Source organism: Sphingomonas oligophenolica, from assembly GCF_039522915.1.
Lineage (GTDB): Bacteria > Pseudomonadota > Alphaproteobacteria > Sphingomonadales > Sphingomonadaceae > Sphingomonas > Sphingomonas oligophenolica.
In genome coordinates, this window is record NZ_BAAAEH010000022.1 from 186,383 (window position 1) to 205,798 (window position 19,416).

At 66.1% G+C, this 19,416-nt stretch carries 21 protein-coding genes; 13 read left to right on the forward strand and 8 right to left on the reverse strand.

Annotation, left to right across the window (positions count from 1 at the left end):
• Positions 1-25 precede the first annotated feature (25 nt).
• From ABD050_RS12150 to ABD050_RS12160, 3 genes are all read left to right on the forward strand, one after another.
• Positions 26-892: an NAD(P)-dependent oxidoreductase gene (locus ABD050_RS12150; RefSeq protein ID WP_343889607.1), complete on the forward strand. Its 867-nt coding sequence runs from the start codon at positions 26-28 to the stop codon at positions 890-892.
• A gap of 122 nt (positions 893-1,014) precedes the next feature.
• A complete protein-coding gene (locus ABD050_RS12155) occupies positions 1,015-2,640 on the forward strand; it encodes an amidohydrolase (protein WP_343889608.1) in 1,626 nt (541 codons plus the stop codon).
• Between the two features lie 102 nt (positions 2,641-2,742).
• Positions 2,743-3,021, forward strand: a complete 279-nt coding sequence (locus ABD050_RS12160; RefSeq protein ID WP_425542451.1) for a GIY-YIG nuclease family protein — start codon at positions 2,743-2,745, stop codon at positions 3,019-3,021.
• A gap of 124 nt (positions 3,022-3,145) precedes the next feature.
• Here ABD050_RS12160 and ctrA read toward each other — a convergent pair whose 3' ends face one another.
• Positions 3,146-3,853 (reverse strand): response regulator transcription factor CtrA, encoded by a 708-nt coding sequence (gene ctrA / locus ABD050_RS12165; RefSeq protein ID WP_343889610.1) that lies wholly within the window; start codon positions 3,851-3,853, stop codon positions 3,146-3,148.
• A gap of 161 nt (positions 3,854-4,014) precedes the next feature.
• Positions 4,015-4,944 carry a LysR family transcriptional regulator gene (locus ABD050_RS12170; protein ID WP_343889611.1) on the reverse strand — a complete coding sequence of 310 codons (930 nt, stop codon included), beginning with the start codon at positions 4,942-4,944 and terminating at the stop codon, positions 4,015-4,017.
• A gap of 133 nt (positions 4,945-5,077) precedes the next feature.
• On the opposite strand from ABD050_RS12170, the gene ABD050_RS12175 reads away from it, so the two are divergent.
• Together ABD050_RS12175 and wrbA are read left to right on the forward strand one after the other, a co-directional pair.
• Positions 5,078-5,776, forward strand: coding sequence for a pirin family protein (locus ABD050_RS12175; protein WP_343889612.1), 699 nt, complete (start codon positions 5,078-5,080; stop codon positions 5,774-5,776).
• A 148-nt stretch (positions 5,777-5,924) separates the two neighbouring features.
• A complete protein-coding gene (gene wrbA / locus ABD050_RS12180) occupies positions 5,925-6,527 on the forward strand; it encodes an NAD(P)H:quinone oxidoreductase (RefSeq protein ID WP_343889613.1) in 603 nt (200 codons plus the stop codon).
• Positions 6,528-6,585: 58 nt separating this feature from the next.
• Here the strand turns inward: wrbA and ABD050_RS12185 are convergent, their stop codons facing one another.
• Positions 6,586-7,383: a M15 family metallopeptidase gene (locus ABD050_RS12185; RefSeq protein WP_343889614.1), complete on the reverse strand. Its 798-nt coding sequence runs from the start codon at positions 7,381-7,383 to the stop codon at positions 6,586-6,588.
• Positions 7,384-7,448: 65 nt separating this feature from the next.
• Between ABD050_RS12185 and ABD050_RS12190 the strand changes: the two genes are divergently transcribed.
• Positions 7,449-8,147 carry an RluA family pseudouridine synthase gene (locus ABD050_RS12190; RefSeq protein WP_343889615.1) on the forward strand — a complete coding sequence of 233 codons (699 nt, stop codon included), beginning with the start codon at positions 7,449-7,451 and terminating at the stop codon, positions 8,145-8,147.
• 23 nt (positions 8,148-8,170) lie between these two features.
• Here ABD050_RS12190 and arfB read toward each other — a convergent pair whose 3' ends face one another.
• Positions 8,171-8,593, reverse strand: a complete 423-nt coding sequence (gene arfB, locus ABD050_RS12195) for an alternative ribosome rescue aminoacyl-tRNA hydrolase ArfB (protein ID WP_343889616.1) — start codon at positions 8,591-8,593, stop codon at positions 8,171-8,173.
• Positions 8,594-8,816: 223 nt separating this feature from the next.
• On the opposite strand from arfB, the gene ABD050_RS12200 reads away from it, so the two are divergent.
• Together ABD050_RS12200 and ABD050_RS12205 are read left to right on the forward strand one after the other, a co-directional pair.
• Positions 8,817-9,302, forward strand: coding sequence for a GAF domain-containing protein (locus ABD050_RS12200; RefSeq protein ID WP_343889617.1), 486 nt, complete (start codon positions 8,817-8,819; stop codon positions 9,300-9,302).
• 101 nt (positions 9,303-9,403) lie between these two features.
• Entirely contained in the window at positions 9,404-10,333 is a 930-nt protein-coding gene (locus ABD050_RS12205) for an RcnB family protein (protein WP_343889618.1), read from the forward strand.
• Positions 10,334-10,770: 437 nt separating this feature from the next.
• Here ABD050_RS12205 and ABD050_RS12210 read toward each other — a convergent pair whose 3' ends face one another.
• Both ABD050_RS12210 and ABD050_RS12215 read right to left on the reverse strand, forming a co-directional pair.
• Positions 10,771-12,060 carry a M20/M25/M40 family metallo-hydrolase gene (locus ABD050_RS12210; RefSeq protein ID WP_343889619.1) on the reverse strand — a complete coding sequence of 430 codons (1,290 nt, stop codon included), beginning with the start codon at positions 12,058-12,060 and terminating at the stop codon, positions 10,771-10,773.
• A 38-nt stretch (positions 12,061-12,098) separates the two neighbouring features.
• A complete protein-coding gene (locus ABD050_RS12215; protein ID WP_343889620.1) occupies positions 12,099-12,554 on the reverse strand; it encodes a universal stress protein in 456 nt (151 codons plus the stop codon).
• Positions 12,555-12,683: 129 nt separating this feature from the next.
• On the opposite strand from ABD050_RS12215, the gene ABD050_RS12220 reads away from it, so the two are divergent.
• Genes ABD050_RS12220 through ABD050_RS12235 form a run of 4 tightly spaced genes read left to right on the forward strand, consistent with a single transcriptional unit; the run spans position 12,684 to position 17,086 of the window.
• Positions 12,684-13,988, forward strand: a complete 1,305-nt coding sequence (locus tag ABD050_RS12220) for a pyruvate dehydrogenase complex dihydrolipoamide acetyltransferase (RefSeq protein WP_343889621.1) — start codon at positions 12,684-12,686, stop codon at positions 13,986-13,988.
• Positions 13,989-13,995: 7 nt separating this feature from the next.
• The gene (locus tag ABD050_RS12225; RefSeq protein ID WP_343889622.1) at positions 13,996-14,259 is read left to right on the forward strand and encodes a hypothetical protein; all 264 of its coding nucleotides are present in this window, start codon (positions 13,996-13,998) and stop codon (positions 14,257-14,259) included.
• Entirely contained in the window at positions 14,252-15,646 is a 1,395-nt protein-coding gene (gene lpdA, locus ABD050_RS12230) for a dihydrolipoyl dehydrogenase (protein WP_343889623.1), read from the forward strand. Before ABD050_RS12225 ends, lpdA begins: the two co-directional genes overlap by 8 nt.
• Before the next feature lie 12 nt (positions 15,647-15,658).
• Positions 15,659-17,086, forward strand: a complete 1,428-nt coding sequence (locus ABD050_RS12235; protein ID WP_343889625.1) for a hypothetical protein — start codon at positions 15,659-15,661, stop codon at positions 17,084-17,086.
• Between the two features lie 59 nt (positions 17,087-17,145).
• Here the strand turns inward: ABD050_RS12235 and ABD050_RS12240 are convergent, their stop codons facing one another.
• Together ABD050_RS12240 and ABD050_RS12245 are read right to left on the reverse strand one after the other, a co-directional pair.
• Positions 17,146-17,643 (reverse strand): bactofilin family protein, encoded by a 498-nt coding sequence (locus tag ABD050_RS12240; protein WP_343889626.1) that lies wholly within the window; start codon positions 17,641-17,643, stop codon positions 17,146-17,148.
• 75 nt (positions 17,644-17,718) lie between these two features.
• Positions 17,719-18,870 (reverse strand): MptA/MptB family glycosyltransferase, encoded by a 1,152-nt coding sequence (locus ABD050_RS12245; protein WP_343889628.1) that lies wholly within the window; start codon positions 18,868-18,870, stop codon positions 17,719-17,721.
• A 184-nt stretch (positions 18,871-19,054) separates the two neighbouring features.
• On the opposite strand from ABD050_RS12245, the gene ABD050_RS12250 reads away from it, so the two are divergent.
• Positions 19,055-19,408 carry a phasin family protein gene (locus ABD050_RS12250; RefSeq protein ID WP_343889630.1) on the forward strand — a complete coding sequence of 118 codons (354 nt, stop codon included), beginning with the start codon at positions 19,055-19,057 and terminating at the stop codon, positions 19,406-19,408.
• The last annotated feature ends 8 nt before the right edge of the window (positions 19,409-19,416 follow it).

Below are 19,416 nucleotides of genomic sequence, written 5' to 3' on the forward strand. Positions count from 1 at the left end.
AGAAACACGCCTTATCGCGAGGCCCATGAGCAACATCGCATTCATTGGAACCGGGGTGATGGGCGCGCCGATGGCGGGGCATCTCGTTGCGGCCGGGCACATAGTCACCGTTTATAATCGCAGCAGGGCAAAGGCAGATGCCTGGGCGGCCAGATATGGCGGCGCGGTCGCCGCGACGCCGGCCGAGGCAGCCGGCGGCAAGGACGCTGTCTTCACTTGTGTCGGCAATGATGATGATCTGGCCGAGGTGACGCTTGGCGGGGATGGCGCATTCGCGGCAATGGCGCCGGGCGCCCTGTTCGTCGACCACACCACTGTCTCGGCGAAGATCGCCCGGCGCCTCGCTGAAGAGGGTGGGTCAAGAGGCCTGCTCGTCGTCGATGCGCCGGTGTCGGGCGGCCAGGCCGGGGCGGAAAACGGCAAGCTCTCGATCATGTGCGGCGGCACGGCCGAGGCGATGGCCAGGGCCGAACCGCTGATGCAGGCCTATGCGCTGCGCATCGTCCATATCGGCGAGGCCGGCGCCGGGCAGACTACCAAGATGGTCAACCAGATCGCGATCGCCGGCGTCGTCCAGGGAGTGGCCGAGGCGCTGCGCTTCGCCCAGATCGCCGGGCTCGATACCGACAAGGTGTTCGAGGCCGTCTCGGGCGGCGCAGCGTCGAGCTGGCAGATGGTCAATCGCTGGAAGACGATGAGCGAGGACAAGTTCGATTTCGGCTTCGCGGTGGATTGGATGCGCAAGGATCTCGGCCTCACCCTCGACGAGGCCCGGCGCAACGGCGCGGCAGTGCCGCTGACGGCTCTGGTCGATCAATTCTATGCCGATGTGCAGAAGATGGGCGGCGGTCGCGACGACACCAGTTCGCTGATCAGGAGGCTGCCGCGATGAAGCCGAACGCAAACCCCTCCCCTTCAGGGGAGGGGCAGGGCGTGGGGGAGTCAGGCGGAGGTTCGTTTGAGTCCCCCACCCCAACCCCTCCCCTGAAGGGGAGGGGCTTTAAAGCTGCGTTTGTGCTCGCCGGTTTCCTCCTCGCCACCCCGGCCTTCGCCGACGCCCTGGTCGACAACGTCAACGGCATGACCCTCGATGCGACCGGCAACGTCATCCACTTCAACGGCATGCTCATCTCGTCCGACGGCAAGGTGGTCCGCCTGCTGCAACCGAGCGACCGGCGGCCCGACAAGCTCGACTGGCTCGCCAACATGAAGGGCAAGGTGCTCCTCCCCGGCTTCATCGACGCGCATGGCCATGTCATGGAGCTCGGCTTCCGCGCGCTCGAACTCGATCTGTCGGGCACCAGGTCGCTTGACGAGGCGAAGGCGAAGATCGCCGCCTATGCCGCCGCCAACCCCGAGAAGAAATGGATTCTGGGCGGCGGCTGGAACCAGGAAGTCTGGGGCCTTGGCCGCTTCCCGACCGCAGCCGATCTCGATTCAGTGGTGAGCGACCGCCCGGTCTGGCTCGCTCGCGCCGACGGTCACGCTGCCTGGGCGAACAGCGCCGCGATGAAGGAAGCAGGGGTCACCGCGAAGACCGCCACGCCGCCGGGCGGGCGGATCGAAAAGACCGGCTCGGCGCCGGCCGGCGTGTTCGTCGATGCCGCCATGAGCCTCGTCAACAAGGCAGTGCCCCAGCCCTTGCCCAAGGATCGTGACCAGGCTTTTCTGAAGGCGCAGTCGATCCTGCTCGGTTTCGGGATCACCGCCACCTCGGACATGGGCTCGAGCCTCGACGACTGGCTGAGCTATCGCCGCGCCGGAGACGCCGGACAATTGCGCGTGCGGATCATGAGCTATGGGTTCGGCGTCGACACGGCGGTCCGCGTCGGCGGCACCGGGCCGACGCCCTGGCTGTATAATGATCGGCTGCGGATGGGCGGGGTGAAGCTCTATGCCGATGGCGCGCTCGGCTCGCGCGGTGCCTGGCTCAAGGCGCCGTACAGCGATGCGCCAGGCCAGTCGGGCGCGGGCTTCATGGCCGACGACGTGATCCGCAACCAGATGAGCCGCGCTGCGATGGACGGCTATCAGGTCGCGGTCCACGCGATCGGCGACAAGGCCAATGCCCAGGTGCTCGACGCGATCGACGAGCTCTCGCAGACTTACAAGGGCGATCGGCGCTGGCGGATCGAGCACGCCCAGGTCGTCGATCCCGCCGACCTGCCGAAATTCGCGCAACATGGCATCATCGCCTCGATGCAGCCCACCCATGCAACGTCGGACCGGACGATGGCCGAGGCACGGCTCGGGCCGAACCGGCTGGCCGGGGCCTATGCCTGGGCGACGATGCTCAAGAATCATGTGCCGCTTGCCTTCGGCTCGGACTATCCGGTCGAAAGCCCCGATCCCTTTGCCGGCTGGGCCGCCGCCTTCACGCGCCAGGACGCGAACGGCGAACCTTATGGCGGCTGGCGCCCGGAAGAGAAGGTGACGCGCGAACAGGCCTGGTGGGCCTTCACTGCGGGCGCCGCCTATGCCGGCTTCGCCGAAGACCGGTTCGGCCGCCTCGCGCCGGGCCAGCGCGCCGACTTCATCGTCGTCGACCGCGACCCGCTCCTCGCCAGCCCCGGTGATTTGCGCGCGACGAAAGTGGAGCAGACCTGGGTCGGCGGGCAAAGAATGTGGTCGGCGAAATAGAAGCGCGAGCTCAACTAAATACGTCATGCCGGACTTGTTCCGGCATCCATCGTCCGGCGATAAATGGCGCGCATGAGAGAGCGCTAACCTTGCGTCTATCTTCTGGCGAGTAAGTTCTACGGGCGCCTGTATGTTGGTGTGACCTCTAATCTGATCGGCCGTATCCAGCAGCACCGCGACGGCACGTTCGACGGCTTTACCAAACGCTACGATATCAAGCGCCTTGTCTGGTTCGAAGTCGGAGAGACGATGGAGGGTGCCATCGCGCGCGAAAAGACGATGAAGAAATGGCCGCGCGACTGGAAGATCAACCTCCTCGAACGCGAGAACCCCGCCTGGAACGATCTCGCGGTCGGGCTGGGGCTTGAACCTCTGGAGTAGCGTTCGCGGCTCGATGGACCCCGGGACAAGCCCGGAGTGACGATGGTCCCTGGCCAAAAAAACGAAAGGCCGCAGCACCCCCCGGTACCGCGGCCTTACTCCCGGACGGAAGCTGGGATGAAGGTCAGGCGACCTCGGCGATCGGCACGCCCACCTCGTCGGGCTCGCGCAGCACATAGCCGCGGCCCCAGACGGTCTCGATATAATTCTCGCCTTCGCATGCCAGGCTGAGCTTCTTGCGCAGCTTGCAGATGAAGACATCGATGATCTTGAGCTCGGGCTCGTCCATGCCGCCATAAAGGTGGTTGAGGAACATTTCCTTGGTGAGCGTCGTGCCCTTGCGGAGCGAGAGCAGCTCGAGCATCGCATATTCCTTGCCGGTCAGGTGGACGCGGCTGCCATCGACCTCGACCGTCTTGGCGTCGAGGTTCACGGCAAGCTTGCCGGTACGGATGACTGACTGGCTATGGCCCTTGGAACGGCGCACCACCGCATGGATGCGCGCGGTGAGTTCTTCGCGGTGGAAGGGCTTGGTGACATAATCATCGGCGCCGAAGCCGAAGCTGCGCACCTTGGAATCCATCTCGTTGATGCCCGACAGGATCAGCACCGGGGTCTGCACCCGGGCGACCCGGAGCTTCTTCAACACATCATAGCCGTGCATGTCGGGAAGGTTCAGGTCGAGCAGGATGATGTCGTAATCATAGAGCTTGCCGAGATCGAGGCCTTCCTCGCCCAGATCGGTCGTATAGACATTGAAGCCTTCGGCGGTGAGCATCAGTTCGATCGCCTTGGCGGTCGTTGGCTCATCCTCGATCAGCAGCACGCGCATCTGGCAGTCCCCTGTCACTTCTCGCGGCGTTCGAAGCACCCTATGCCCGACACACCCTGCACAACTCATTAACCTCATCAGAGATGAACGCAAAAGGTTAATTCTTCGCTAACCGGCCTGACTCCGCGAGTCGCGGGGAATCTCCTGATACGGGATTCCACCTATTCCGGGCGCAGCCGGCTCCGGCTTTCCTCGTCCGCACACAGGCTCCTGAACCGCTCGGTCAGGAAGGCGATCAGCGCCTCCACCCGCGCCGGGCGGAGGCTGCCGGGCGGGGTGAGCAAATGGAGCGCGACCGGCGGGCTGTGCCAGTCAGTCAGGATCGCTTCGAGCGTGCCGCGGGCGAGATCGCCGCCGACGATGAAATCGGGGAGCAGGCCGATGCCGAGACCGGCCCTGAGCGCGGGCAGAAGCGCGTCGCCGCTGTTGGACCGCAACGGCCCGGCCGGGCGGACGGCGGCTTCGGCGCCGCCCGGCCCGAGAAAGCGCCACGGCCCCGAGACATTGGTATAGCCGAGACAGGCATGTTCGCCGAGCTGCGCCGGGTGGGTCGGCCGGCCATGACGTTCGAGATAGGCAGGTGACGCGACGATATGGATCGCGATCGGCCCGAGCCGTCGCGCGCGGAGCGAGCTGTCGGGCAGATCGGCAATGCGCAGCGCGACATCGATTCCCTCGGCCACGATATCGACCTTTGCGTCCGAAAGGTTGAGATCGATCTCGATCCCAGGGTGGTCGGCAAGGAACTCGGCCAGCGCCGGCGTCAGGCTGACAAGGCCGAGCGTCATCGGCGCGGTGACCCGGATCAGGCCGGTCGGCGCCGTCGCTGCGTCGTGCGCAGCTTCCTCGGCTGCCTGCGCCTCGGCGAGAATACGGCCGGCGTGCTCGGCGAGCCGCTTGCCGCTCTCGGTCAGCGTCAGCCGCCGCGAGGTGCGGTGGAAGAGCGATTGTCCGAGATGCGCCTCGAGCCGGGTGACCGCCTTTGAGACGGTCGCCTTTGAAACCCCGATCGCCTCGGCCGCCCCACTGAAGGAGCGATGCTCCACCACACTTGCGAAGATTGCCCATGCTTCGAGATCCGGCAGCCGCATTGTCAGTTCCTCCCGAGCCTGCTCGAGGACGATAGCAACGGAAACGATCGGTTTCCAGCGTTTCCATTTACGTCGCGATCATCATGCCTATCTTGGCGGCAACCCAATTTTCTGCTTTTTAGGGAGACCCCCAATGATCGAGAAAAGATCGTTCGAAAGCCTGGGCCATGCCGATCATGGCTGGCTCAACGCGCGCCACCATTTCAGCTTCGCCAATTATTACGATCCGAGCCGCATGGGCTGGGGCGCCATCCGCGTCTGGAATGACGACGAGATCGGGCCCAACTCGGGCTTCCCGGCGCATCCCCACCGCGACATGGAGATCATCACCTATGTCCGCACCGGCGCCATCACCCACAAGGATTCGATGGGCAATGAAGGCCGCACCGGCGCCGGCGACGTCCAGGTGATGAGCGCAGGCACCGGCGTTCGCCATGCCGAATATAATCTCGAGCCCGAAACCACGACTCTCTTCCAGATCTGGATCGAACCGAAGCGCACCGGCGGCTCGCCGAGCTGGGGTGCCAAACCCTTTCCGAAGAGCGATCGCACCGGCAAGTTCGCCGTGCTGGCGAGCGGCTTTGCCGAAGATACCGAAGCCCTCCCGATCCGCGCCGATGCGCGCGTGCTCGGCGCGACGGTGAAGGCCGGAGAGACGATCACCCATGAAGTCGGCGAGGGGCGCCACGCCTATCTCGTGCCGGCGACCGGCGCGATCGAGATCGACGGCGAGCCCTTCAAGGCCCGCGACGGCGCCGCCATCGGCGGCGGCCAGACGGTCACGATCAAGGCGATCGAAGACGCCGAGCTGGTGCTCGTGGATTCGGAATAACGACTTACCCCTCCCGCCTTTCTTCTCCCCTCCCGCTTGCGGGAGGGGTCGGGGGAGGGCCTGTTGATACAATTCCTACCTGCTTTTCCGACACGCCCTCCCCTAACCCCTCCCGCAAGCGGGAGGGGGATTTCAGAAGGAAATCCCCATGACCAAGGTCCTCGTCCTTTATTACTCCTCCTACGGCCATCTCGAGCAAATGGCCGACGCAGTCGCCGAGGGCGTCCGCTCGGCCGGCGCCGAGGTCGATATCCGCCGCGTCCCAGAAACAGCGCCGCCCGAAGTGGTAAAGGCAGCCGGCTTCAAGGCGGATACGGCCCATCCCACCATCGAAGGCATCGCCGCGCTCGCCAATTACGATGCGATCATCATCGGCGCCCCGACCCGCTTCGGTCGCATGCCGAGCCAGATGGCGAGCTTTCTCGATCAGGCCGGCGGCCTGTGGCTGACCGGCGCGCTCAACGGCAAGGTCGGCGGCGCCTTCACCTCGACCGCGAGCCAGCATGGCGGCCAGGAGACGACACTTTTCTCGATCATCACCAACCTGCTGCATTTCGGCCTGACCATCGTCGGGCTCGATTACGGCTTTGCCGGCCAGATGGGCGTCAAGGAAGTTAACGGCAACTCGCCTTATGGCGCGACGACGATCGCTGACGGCGACGGCAGCCGCCAACCGAGCAGCCTCGAGCTTGACGGCGCCCGCTACCAGGGTCGCCGCGTCGCGGAAGTGGCGATCAAGCTGGCTGCCTGATCCGGTCTTTTCCCGTCAGGCGAGCTGCCTGGCGGGAAATGCCTGACCTTGAATCGCCTCAATACATACCGGGCAGCAGCACAATGGCCGGCGGTCCCGCCCGGCCTGACTGCGCTGCCTGGGCAGGCCCGTCGCTGATCATCGGGCTGGCCGGAAATTGGGAGCGGGCGCGCGCGAACACCAGTCGCGCCCGCGCCGCGCCGGGCTCGTCGATCGAGGTGCCGACCCAGCGCCAATGCCAGGGCTCCCAGGTCACCCCCTGGGCATTGCCTTCGGGGAAGGACAGCTCGAAGCCATATTCGGGCGCGTGGTCGAGCAGCCACTTGCCCGCAGGGGTGTCGGCGATGCACGGATCGACATCCCGGCATGCACCCGTCGGGCGGATGCCGAAATCAAGCGCATAGCCCGTGGCATGCTCGCTGAATCCGGGCGGGCCCACTGAATGCGCCCGCAACACCGCGTCACGACAGGCAATGCCCCGTCTCCCCGGATGGCAGAACACGGCAAGCTGGTGCGCGACCGTCCGGTAGCAGGATACGCCCTTCAGCCGCCCGGCGACCCCCGGCACCCCCTTCGCGCCATCGAGCAGGCGGACGAGGTCCGCCGCTGCATCGCGCTGCATCCGGCACGGCACGCCGATCCCGAAGCCGGGCGCCACGACCACCACCTCGTCCGGCAGCGCCTCGACATAGGGCAAATGCCCGAACAGGCGGCCATCCACGCCCGGCACACCGATCGCAGCGATGGCGGCGGGCGGCGGCGTGGGCGGTCGTGCCGGCGCGGCGAGGGCGAGCGCTGGCGCGAGGCCGAGCCCCCAGCCGGCGATCCCGATCACCCGGTTGCTGACCTTCGTCACGCTTGTCGCCTTCGCCCCACGGTGTTTTTCTGGCATGAGCGCGCGCGGAGTGGCAAGGGCATAGCATGCTCGCAAACAAAGTCCTGTTCTTCGATGGCGAGGCGATCGTCATCGACAAGCCAGCCGGCCTTCCGGTCGATCCCCCGCGCGACGGCTCGCTCAGCCTCGAAAACCATCTCGCTGGCCTCACTTTCGGCTTCAAGCGCTGGCCGCAGGCGGTCCACCGGCTCGACCGCGACACCTCGGGCTGCCTGCTGCTCTCGCGCAATCCCAAGGCGCATGCCCGCTTCCAACAGGCATTCGAGGCCGGGCTTGTCGAAAAGCGCTATCTCGCCGTGCTCGACGGGGTGCCCGAGGGTGAAAGTGGCCTGATCGATCTTGCGCTCAGCAAGATCAGCAGCGCCGAGCAGGGCTGGCGCATGCGCGGGGACCCCAAGGGCAAGCCCTCGCGCACTGCCTGGCGGGTGCTCGCGGTCAGGGACGGCCGCGCCTTCGTCGAATTCAGGCCGGAGACAGGGCGCACCCACCAGATCCGCGTCCATGCCGCCGAAGCGCTCGGCGCGCCGGTGGTCGGCGATCCGATCTATGGCAAGGGCGGCAAGGAAAGCCTGCTCCACGCCGCCTCGCTGAAGGTGCCGCGCCCGGGCAAGGAACCGATCATCGCCGAGGCGCCGCTGCCGGAGCGTTTCCTGAAGGCGGGGTTCACCCTGGCGGATATCAGCGAGGGGAAAGCCACAATCTCCTCTCCTTTGGGAGAGGATTAGCGGCGCGAGCCCGTCGATCCGCCTTAATCGACCGGCTTGCCCCTCAGGCTCTTCACCGTCGAGCGCTTTGCCTTGCCCTCCATCCGCCGCGCCTTCGCCGCCTTGGAAGGCTTGGTCGGGCGCCGCTTCTTCGGCACGATCGTCGCCTCGCGGATCAGGTCGAACAGGCGCTCGCGGATTTCCTGCCGGTTGAGCAACTGCGACCGCGCGCCTTCGCTCTTGAGGACGAGCACGCCCTCGCGGGTCAGCCGGCTGCCGGCGAGGACTTCGAGCCGCGCCTTCACCGCCTCGGGCAGGTTCGGGGAATTGCGCACGTCGAAGCGCAGCATCACCGCTGAATCGGTGGTGTTGACTGATTGCCCGCCCGGGCCGGACGAGCGCGTGAAGCTCTCCTCGATTTCTTCGCTGTCGATGGCTATCGATCGGGTGACGGGCAGGCGCGGCATGCCTCTTCCTACGGCGCGGGAAGCGAAGTGCAACGTGTCGCCCGCTATACGCTCGCCCGGCGATTTTTTGGCCCGGACCAATTTAACCGTCATGCCGGACTTGTTCCGGCATCCATCGTTCCGCACATGCTGCAGGCGTAGTGCTCACGGCACGATGGACCCCGGAACAAGTCCGGGGTGACGATGAGGACGGGTTTCGCGCCCTACCGGCACGGAGAAGAAAGTGTACGAATTCGAAGTCTCGGCGGAATCGAAAGCCGACCTCTATCACGATCTCCACGCCGCCCTGGGCGCGCTGACCGCCGACGAGCCCGACGCGATCGCCAACATGGCGAACGCGGCCGCGCTCATCTGGCAATATCTCCCCGATCTCAACTGGGCAGGCTTCTACCGCCTGGTCGGCGACACGCTCGTGCTCGGGCCGTTCCAGGGCAAGCCCGCCTGCATCCGCATCGCGATCGGCGCTGGCGTGTGCGGCGCCGCCGCCGCGACCCGCGAAACCCAGCTGGTGGCCGATGTCCACGCCTTTCCCGGCCACATCGCCTGCGATGCCGAAAGCCGCTCGGAGCTGGTGGTGCCGATCGTCGTTGATGGCCGGTTGATCGGCGTGCTCGATCTCGACAGCCCGAACCCCGCTCGGTTCGATGCCGAGGACGCGGCCGGATGCGAGGCGCTGGTCGCGCTGCTCGCGCCGCGGATTGCCGGCTGATCCGATTCGGGACAACAGCAAGACTCGCGAAAATTTGGGAAAATTGGTAACGAAACTCTTAATCATCGGGCATTGTCGCGCCCCTTCTGGAGTTGTTTACCATGAGGACCCTCATGATCGCTGGCCTTTCAATGGTTACCGCGATCGCCGCGACTCAGGCTGGTGCGCAGCATGTCCTGTCCAATGGACAGGTCTGGCAGAATGGGCATGTCGTTCCGCCGGCGACCGTTTCGCCGAACATGCCGGCCAATCAGCGGCCGATGCCCGCGCGGCAGCGCCTCCCGCTGCCCAACGGCGTCGAGCCCGGCCCGCAGAATTCCGGCGGCGGCCATGTTGTTTACCCGAACGGCTATCCGTCAGCGCAGAACGGCACGCACCGGTCGCGCTGGGGCGGCTCGGTCAGCGGCCATTGGCAGGGTGGCGCCGGCGCGCCGGGCGGGTGGAACGCCTATCGCCGGCCGCACCGCGGCTGGGTCTTGCCGAGCTACTGGATCGCCCCGAGCTTCTTCATCTACGATTATGGCACCTACGGCCTGTCGGCCCCGCCCCAGGGCTATCACTGGTCGCGCTATTATGATGACGCCGTGCTGATGGATCAGCGCGGCCGCGTGATGGATTCAGTCAGCGGGATCGACTGGGACAGCTATGATGACGGCTATGGCTATGCCGGCGGCTATGCCGAAGCCGGCGATGGCTATGCCGCGGCGGCCGGTGGCGGTGGGGGCTATGGCGCCAGCTATGCGCCGCCGGTCCAGTATCAGCAGGGCCCGGCCTATCCGCCGCCGGTGCAGAACGGCTACACGACGACCTGGTCCAGCGGGGGCGCCTATGCCGGGTCGGGCGGCTATGTCAGCGGCGGCTATTGGTATCCGCCGGCCACCACGACCACGGTCACGATCCAGTCCGCCCCCGTCGTGACGACCACCACCACTGAATATGTCGAGACCACGCGGTACGTGCCGGCGCGGCGCGCCTACCGCGCGAAACGCGTCGTAAGGCGGCGCAGCTGCTGCTGCTGCTGCTGCCGATAAAGCTACCTCCCTGCGGGGAGGATGGGGGGCCCGTGCACCGCACGGGAGAGTCGAGGGCGAGCTCGGGGGAGCTCGCCCTCCTCTGATTTTCAAGGCTCGCGCCTGGCGGACATCAGCGATTCAACAACGCGAGCACGGTGCTACCATCGCACTCGACCGGGACTCGCTTCCGGTGACCGGCCAGCTCTTTCGCTTCGCGCTGGTTTCGCCACTCACTGTTGTCGGAGCCTCCCTGTTATGCGTCGCGCCCTCCCTGTTACGTGCCGCGCACTCCCTGTTACGTGCCGCGCACTCCCTGTTCCGCATAACAGGGAGAATGCCTATCATCTGATTGATTATTAAGGAAATTATTCCAAGAAAATCGCCCGGAATGGCCCGAAAAAAGAAAAGCCTCCCTGTTCCTCCCTGTTATTGCGCCGGAACAGGGAGAGAAGTGCTCAGCCCGGGCCGGCGAAGCTGACCAGGCTCTCGGCACCGTCGGGGCCCAGCGCCGAGACGCCGACGAAATTGTCGTCGATCGGTACGTCCTTCAGGACGTCCGTCTGCGCGGTCGCCGGCAGGTCGATCGATTTCTGCCAATCCTGGGTGTCGTTGCGGCGCCAGTGGATGCGGTAACCCGTGGCGCCGTCGACCGGCTGCCATTTGACAGTAGTATCATAGCCAAGCGCGCCGGCGATCGTCACGCCCGACGGCGCGGCGGGAGCTGCGGCGAGGCGCCGTATCGTGGCGATGTTGATCGCGCTGACCTTCGCCAGGTAAGCGAAGTCCATCTTGTCGATCGTGTCGCCATAGGAGACGCCGTTCTCGGTCCGCAGCGTCTGGTGCTGGCCGTTCCAATTCTCCGCCGCGACGGTGAATCGGATGGCGGGATAGCCGAGCGCGAGGAACGGCTCATGGTCACCGCCGCGGCCGAAACGATCGGGGCGGCGGTCGACGAATACGTCGAGGCCCCCTGGGATCCCCGCCGCTATCCCGTCGACTGCCTTGGCGAGCGCGCGCGACGGGCCGTCGTCCTCACCGCCATTCTCGCGCCGCCCCTTCATCGCCGCCAGATCCTCCGAGGCGCGGATGCCTTCGGAGAAGACGCGCACATGATCGGCGACGCGCTTGCCGTCCTGGCCGATCGTATTGCCGACGATATCGTTGTTGAGCATCGCCGAGACGATCCAATCCCTCTGCTTCGCCGTCTCGGCGAGCAACGTCCCCCCGTAAAGTCCCTGCTCCTCGCCCGAGAAAATCGCATAGACGATCGTCGCCCGGAATTTCTGCTTCGACAGGATGCGCGCCGCCTCGAGCACCAGCGCCACGCCCGAACCATCGTCGTTCGCGCCGGGCGCGTCGCTGGTCGCGTCCATCACATCGGTCACCCGGCTGTCGATATGCGCGCCGACGATGATCACCCGTCGCGGCTCGATCCCTTGCTGGAAGCCGAGCACATCGACGATCTCGACGCCGTTCGGTGCGCGCTTGCCGGTGAAGGTCCGCGCGATATTGGCGCTGGTGATGCAGCCGCCGCACGAATCCGAGATCCGCGTGAGCTCGCCCGCCGCCCAGCGCCGCGCCGCGCCGATCCCGCGTTTCGGATCGTCGGGAGAGGAGAGGGTATGGCGCGTGCCGAAGCTCACCAGCTTCTCGACCGTCGCCTTCAGCCGCGCCGGATCGGGCGCGTCCTGGGCGGTGGCAGGGGTGGCGACGAGAAGGGCGACGATGGGGAGCAGACGGTGCATTGCCGGATGGTGCCGAGCCCTTGCGTCCGGCGCAAGGGTCAACTCAGCCGGTCAATCGCCTCGCGGCTCAGCGAGCCGGGAATGATCATCAGCGGGATCGGGAGCACGCCGGCGTCGGCGCCCGCGAAATGGCTGACCAGCGGCCCTGGCGCACCGCTCGCGGCAGCGCCCAGCACCAGCGCGGCGATGGCCGGGTTGCCCGCGATCATCTCGCGGATGATCTTCGGGCCATCGCCCTGCCGGACGGTGATTGACGGCCTGAGCCCCGATTCCTCGATCAGCGTGCCTGCGGCACTGGCGACCAGCGCCTCGGCATGAAGCCGCGCCTCTTCCTCGATCGTCGCCTGGACACTGCCAAAGGCGACGAACTCTGTGGGCGGCATGAGCGCAAGAATCTCGACGCCGCCGCCCGTCTTCACTGCGCGCCGCGCGGCGAAGCGCAGGGCAATCTCGCTTTCCGGGCTCTCGTCGATCACGACCAGATAGATGCGCATGGCCTTTGGCCTCCCCTGAGCGATAGTTGGCCCGCGGCGCGCCGTTGCGCAAGTGCGCGGTCTTGACCAAGCGGATGGCGGGCGCGAAGGAAAATATGCCGTTACGGATTCGGGTAAGGACGCCTCTCCATGTCGATCGAGATCAAAATGCCTGCGCTGTCGCCGACGATGGAGGAGGGCACGCTGGCCAAATGGCTCGTGAAAGAAGGCGATAGCGTCAAATCGGGCGACCTGATGGCCGAGATCGAGACCGACAAGGCGACGATGGAATTCGAGGCAGTCGACGAAGGCGTGATCGGCAAGATCCTCGTCGCCGAGGGCACCGACAATGTGAAGGTCGGCACGGCAATCGCGGTGCTGCTGGAAGAAGGCGAGAGCGCGGGGGCTGTGTCTGTACCCAAAGCCGCTGAAGCGCCAAAGGAACAGCCCAGGGCCGAGGCGCCGAAACAGGAAGCGCCCGCCGCCGCCAGGCCCGCCGAAGTACCCGCCGCGGCCGCACCCGCATCCGGCGACCGAGTCAAGGCAAGCCCGCTTGCACGGCGGGTCGCAGCCGAGAAGGGCATCGAGCTTTCAGCGTTGAGCGGTTCCGGCCCGAACGGCCGGATCGTCAGGGCCGACGTCGAAGGGAGCAAAGCCGCTGGTGGCCCCGCCGCCGGGTCGGCTGCCGCCGCGCCCGCGGCACCGGTCCCGGTCGCCAGGCCCGCCCCCGCCGGGGCGCCAGCCAAGCCGGTCGCGATCCCGGATATCCCGCACACGGCCGAAAAGCTCAGCAACGTCCGCAAGACAATCGCGCGCCGCCTCACCGAATCCAAGCAGACGGTGCCGCACATCTATCTCACCGTGGATATCCGCCTCGACAAGCTGCTCAAGCTCCGCGCCGACTTCAACGCAGCGCTCGAGCCGCGCGGCGTGAAGCTCTCGGTCAACGATCTGCTGATCAAGGCGCTCGGCGTCAGCCTGATGCAGGTGCCGAAGTGCAATGTGATGTTCACCCCGGATCAGCTGATCAGCTTCCAGCGCGCCGATATCTCGGTCGCGGTGAGCACGCCCTCGGGCCTGATCACGCCGATCATCGCCGAGGCCGACACCAAGGGCCTCGCCGCCATTTCCGAACAGATGAAGGATCTCGCCGCCCGTGCGCGCGACAACAAGCTGAAGCCCGAGGAATATATGGGCGGCACCGCCAGCCTGTCGAACATGGGCATGTTCGGCATCAAGCAGTTCGAGGCGGTGATCAACCCGCCCCAGGGCATGATCATGGCGATCGGCGCCGGCGAGAAGCGCCCCTGGGTGATCGACGACGCGCTCGGCGTCGCCACGATCATGTCGGCGACCGGCAGCTTCGATCACCGCGCGATCGACGGGGCTGACGGGGCGCAGCTGATGCAGGCATTCAAGGCGCTGGTCGAGGCGCCGCTCGGCATGGTGGCGTGAGGGCATAGTGAAGCGAACCATCATCGAACTGCTCCACCTCGTCGCTGGCCTGATCGGCACGGCGCTGATCGCGTCGCTGTCCGCCTGGGCGGTGCCCAACCAGGAGGACACGATCTGGACGGTCGCCGTCGGCGCGATGCTGATAGTCGCCTTCATGGCGGTGCGCCCGCTTCGGCTCGCCTGGCGTGCAGACCATGGCGGCGCGGCGTCGACCTCGACTGGCCCGTCACCACATAGCGACGGCAAGAATAAGGATTCCGATCTTGGCTGACAGTTTCGATCTCATCATCCTCGGCTCGGGCCCGGGTGGCTATGTCGCCGCGATCCGTGCGGCGCAGCTCGGGTTGAAGACGGCGATCGTCGAACGCGAGCGCCTGGGCGGCATCTGCCTCAACTGGGGCTGCATCCCGACCAAGGCGCTGCTGCGTACCTCGGAAATCTATCATTACATGACTCACGCCGCCGATTACGGGCTCACCGTCGAGAAGCCGGGATATGATCTCACGAAGATCGTCGAGCGCTCGCGCAAGGTGGCCGGCCAGCTCAACATGGGCGTGAAGGGCCTGATGAAGAAGAACAAGGTGACCGTGTACGAGGGCGTCGGCACGATCACCGCGAAAGGCAAGCTCTCAGTCAAACAGGGCGACAAGACGAGCGAGCTGGAGGCGAAGAACATCATCATCGCTACCGGCGCCCGCGCGCGCGACCTGCCCTTCGCCAAGGCCGACGGCAAGCGGATATGGACCTATCGCCACGCCATGGTCCCGGAAGAGATGCCGACGAAATTGCTGGTGATCGGCTCCGGCGCGATCGGCGTGGAGTTCGCCAGCTTCTATTCCGACATGGGCGCCGAGGTGACGATCGTCGAGATGCTGCCGCGCGTCCTGCCCGTCGAGGACGAGGAAGTCTCGGCCTTCATGGAAAAGGCGCTCACCAAGCAGAAGATCAGGATCCTGACCGGCGCGGGGATCGAGGGTCTCACGCCCGGTGCCAACGGCGTCACGGCAAAGATCAGAGGCAAGGACGGCAATGTCACGTCCGAGGAGTTCAGCCACGCGATCGTCGCGATCGGCATCGTCCCCAATACCGAGGACATCGGGCTCGAGAAGCTCGGCGTCGAGACCGACCGCGGGCATATCAAGACGGACGGCTATGCCCGCACCAATGTCGAGGGCATCTATGCGATCGGCGACGTGACCGGGCCGCCCTGGCTCGCGCACAAGGCGAGTCATGAGGGCGTGGTCTGCGTCGAGGCGATCGCCGGCGAAAAGCCGCATCCGTTCGAGACCTGGAACATCCCCGGCTGCACCTATTCGCGCCCGCAGGTGGCGTCGGTCGGCTTCACCGAGGCAAAGGCGAAGGAAGCCGGGTACGAGGTGAAGGTCGGCAAATTCCCCTTCATCGGCAACGGCAAGGCAATCGCGCTCGGCGAGGCCGAGGGCTTCGTGAAGACGGTGTTCGACGCGAAGACAGGCGAGCTGCTCGGCGCGCATATGGTCGGTGCCGAGGTGACCGAGCTGATCCAGGGCTATGTCGTCGCGCGCCAGCTCGAGACGACCGAGGCCGAGCTGATGGAAACCGTGTTCGCGCACCCGACTCTCTCCGAGATGATGCACGAGAGCGTGCTCGGCGCCTATGGACGCGCGCTGCATATCTAGCGTGCGTTTCTGATGGCGATGCCGCCCACCCGCGCCGCAACCTTGGTTGGGGCCGGGGCGGCCTTTCTCTGCATCGCGGCGCTTCTCATCTGGTGGCCGGGCGTTGCCGCTTACGACACGACCGAGCAATATCGTCAGGCCCTGACCGGGGTCTATGACGATTGGCATCCGCCGGTGATGGCGCATCTATGGGCGATGCTTCACCCGCTCGCGCCCGGCGCCCGGCCGATGCTGATCGTACAGATGGCGCTCTACTGGCTCGGCCTGGGCCTGGTCGCGGCCGCATTGGCGCGATCGGGCAGGCTGTTGGCAGGCCTTGCCGTGCTCGCAATCGGTGCCCTGCCGCTCTTCGTCGGCTGGCAGGCCGTGGTGCTCAAGGACACCCAGATGCTGGGCGCTGTGCTGGCTGCGGTGGGTCTCGTTGCCTGGCGTCGACTGGCCGGCGAACGCATGCCGGCTGCAGCGATCGTCGTGGTCGCGATGCTGCTCGCTTATGCACTGCTGCTACGGGCGAACGCCGTGTTCGCGATCGTCCCGCTCGCGGTGATGCTCTGGCCGGGCGCCGGGCGGCCGTGGCGTCGCGTCGTTGCGGTCATCGCGGGAACGCTGGTCGTGCTGGCCATTGTCCCGCCGATCAATCACCAGCTCCTGGCAGCCCGGGAGACGAAGATTTCGCACACCTTGCCGATCTATGACCTTGCCGGCATCGCCCATTTCTCGGGCGCCGACGACGGCGTGCTCCCTCAGGAGCGCGCCCTGATCGAGCAGCGGCACTGTTATCAGCCCTTTTTCTGGGATCCGTTCGAGCACCCCGCGCATTGCGGGGCCGTCGCCGCCCGGCTGAACGACGTGCCGCGCAGCGGAATCAACCGTCTCTGGCTGGCCGCGATCGCGCATCATCCGCTTGCCTATGCCGAGCACCGTCTCGCCCATCTCAACGCGACCGACCGGCTGATCGTCCCGACCGGCTGGATGAACGCCCAGCCCTATGAGGAATCCGAGCCGAACGAGCTTGGCCTCGAGTCGCCCGGGATGGTGGCTGATCAGCTGTCGGAGGTGGCCGGCCGGTTGGCCGAAACGCCGCTCGGCTGGCCCATCGCGTGGATTGTCGTTGCGGTGACCGGTCTGTGGATCGCGGCGCGGCGTCCGGCCAGCCCGTTGCGCGATCTTGCGCTGGCGCTTGCCGTTTCAGCTTTGTCGCTCGAGGCAAGCTTCGCGATCGTCAGCATCGCCGCCGATCTGCGCTATCATTTGTGGCCCATGGTCGGCACCGCGTTGATGGCGGTATTGCTGCTGGCCGAGCGCTCCCCGCCGCGCCGACCGCTGATCGTGGGCGGCGGGGTTCTGGCGCTGGTGCTCCTGGCCGGCACGGCAGCCCGGATGACCTTGCCCCGTGCTCCGGCGGATTACAGCGCGATGCTCGGCTATACCGGGCAATAGCAGGGACAAAAAAGGGCGACGCGCGATGCGCCGTCCTTTTTGTCGGCTTCAACGACCGCTCAGGCTGCGGCGCCGCTCGAGCTTACCAGCGTGATATCCGGCGTCGAGGTTGGCGCCGACGTGGTCCGCTCGAAGCTGCGCGCGCCGGCATCGACTGCGACATGCTTCAGCCGGCCGTCGATCGACGCGCCGTTCTCGATCGCGATGGTCTCATATTCGACATCGCCGGTAATCCGTGCGGCGCGCTCGATCGTCAGCTGGCGTACCGAGACCGACCCTTCGATTGCCCCTGCGAGACGCGCGACATCGGCCTTGACCGCACCATGGATACGGCTTTCGGTGCCCTGCACCAGGCTGCCGCAATTGACGTCGCCATCGATCCGGCCATCGACATGGAGGTCGGCGGTGGCGGTGACATTGCCGGTGATGGTGACGTCGGGCCCAAGCACCGAGAACATGCCGCGCTTGCCACCCTGGGATTGGGGCTGCGGCGCCGGTGGCATGCTGGTGCCGGCATCGCGCCCGCCACGGTTATTACTGCTGCTGAATACCGACATGAAAATCCCCACTCTCGATTCCCCGAATCGCACGGATAGCTATCATAAGTTACCGTTTCCGTGCAGCTTTGATCATCAAATTGCGCGTACCATAAGGGGATTGTCGTTCGCTGCTGGTTTCAGCAGCGTCCGGGCGAGCCTGATCGTCGCCACGATCATCGCCACGCCCCCCAGCATGGCCAGCCCGGCGATGCCGCTCAGATAGCCGAGCACGGCGAGCGTAGATCCCGCCTGGACCAGAATCGCGATGGTCCAGCTTGCCCGGTCGCGATTGACGAGGGCGAGGAGCAGCGCCAGCACGTCGGCGAGAAAGAAATAGCGCTCGTGCATATGGGGCAGCAGGCCGGTCGTGACGAGCGCCGCGAGCAGAGCTGCCGGGATCAGCCCGCGCCCCTGCAGCGGCATTGCTGAAAAGCGCGCGATATAGCCGGCGGTCGCGCCGATCGAGACGGCGAAGGCGACGCCGACCAGCGGCAGGCCGATCGGCAGCGCCTGGAGGATCGCCCAGATATTGGGCGCATTGAACGACAGGTTGGGATATTCGACCGCCTGGCGAAGATAGATCATCGCGAGGTCCGAGGCGGGCCAGCCAGCCGCCCAGGCCGGCAGCATCGTCGCGACGAACATTGCTGGTGCGATCGACCACAGCCTGAAAGGCACCCGGCGATTGATCAGCAACGCCAGGACGAAGGGCGCGAACAGCACTGCCTGCACCTTGAAGCCGAGCGCGAGCCCGCACCAGACAAGCATCGAGGCGTGGCGGCGGCTGATCGCGGCGGCAAGCGCCATCACCAGCGGCGCGGCCCAGAACGCGTCGCATTGCCCGATCGGCCCGGCGTTGAGCAACACGCTGGGCAGCGCGAGGACGAGCGCGGCGGCCCGGTTCGGCTGCGCAACCTCGAGCAGGATCAGCAGGTGCCGCACCGCAAAGGCGAGCGCGGCCGTACCGGCCAGGCATAGCAGCTTGATCAGCGTGACGGCTGGGATGATCCCGTACAGCGGCGTCAGCGCGGCCAGGAAATAGAGAAAGCCAGGCGCATAGTTCGAGAAGGGCCGGGCGAAGGCGGCGACCGGGCCGGCCGCGGCGATGTGACCGAGCCAGGGCACGAAGAACAGATCCATGTCGGTCACCACGAACGGCATCATCCACCACAGGATGGCGGCCGCGATCGCAAGCGTGATGGCGACCGGGGGCAAAGAGGGGGCCGGGATTCGGGCTGACATCATCAGCGATTCATGCCCGAAGGTGGTTGATAGGATGTTAATATCTCCCCTCTCCGGGATCGTCGCAATGCCGAAACTGCATTTGTCTCACCGGCATTTGCGGCCTAGTCTCGCCATAACCCAAACCGGCGCCCACGCCGGCCGCAGCCGGGCGTAAAACCGGCATCCGCAGCAGAGGAGCCGCAAGATGGCCAAAGCGAAGACAACCACCGATAAAGTGAAGGACACGATCGAGGAGGCGATCGTCGAGCCAGTGAAGAAGGCCGGCGAGGCAATGCGCGCGTCGGGCGCCAAGCTCGCCAGGAGTGGCTCCGATGTCGGGATGAAGATGCTCGAGCAGGCGGAGGTCAATACCCGCGAGGCGTTCGCCGCGATGCGCGCCGCGGCGGCGGCGAAGGATCTGTCCGAGGTCATGAAAATCCAGGGCGAATTCCTGCGCGAACAGGGCTCGCGCAGCATGGGTCATGCCCGCGAGATCGGCGAGCTGATCATGCAGTTCGGCCGGGAGGCGGTGGCGCCGCTCAAGGGGGACAAGGATTGAGCCGATCC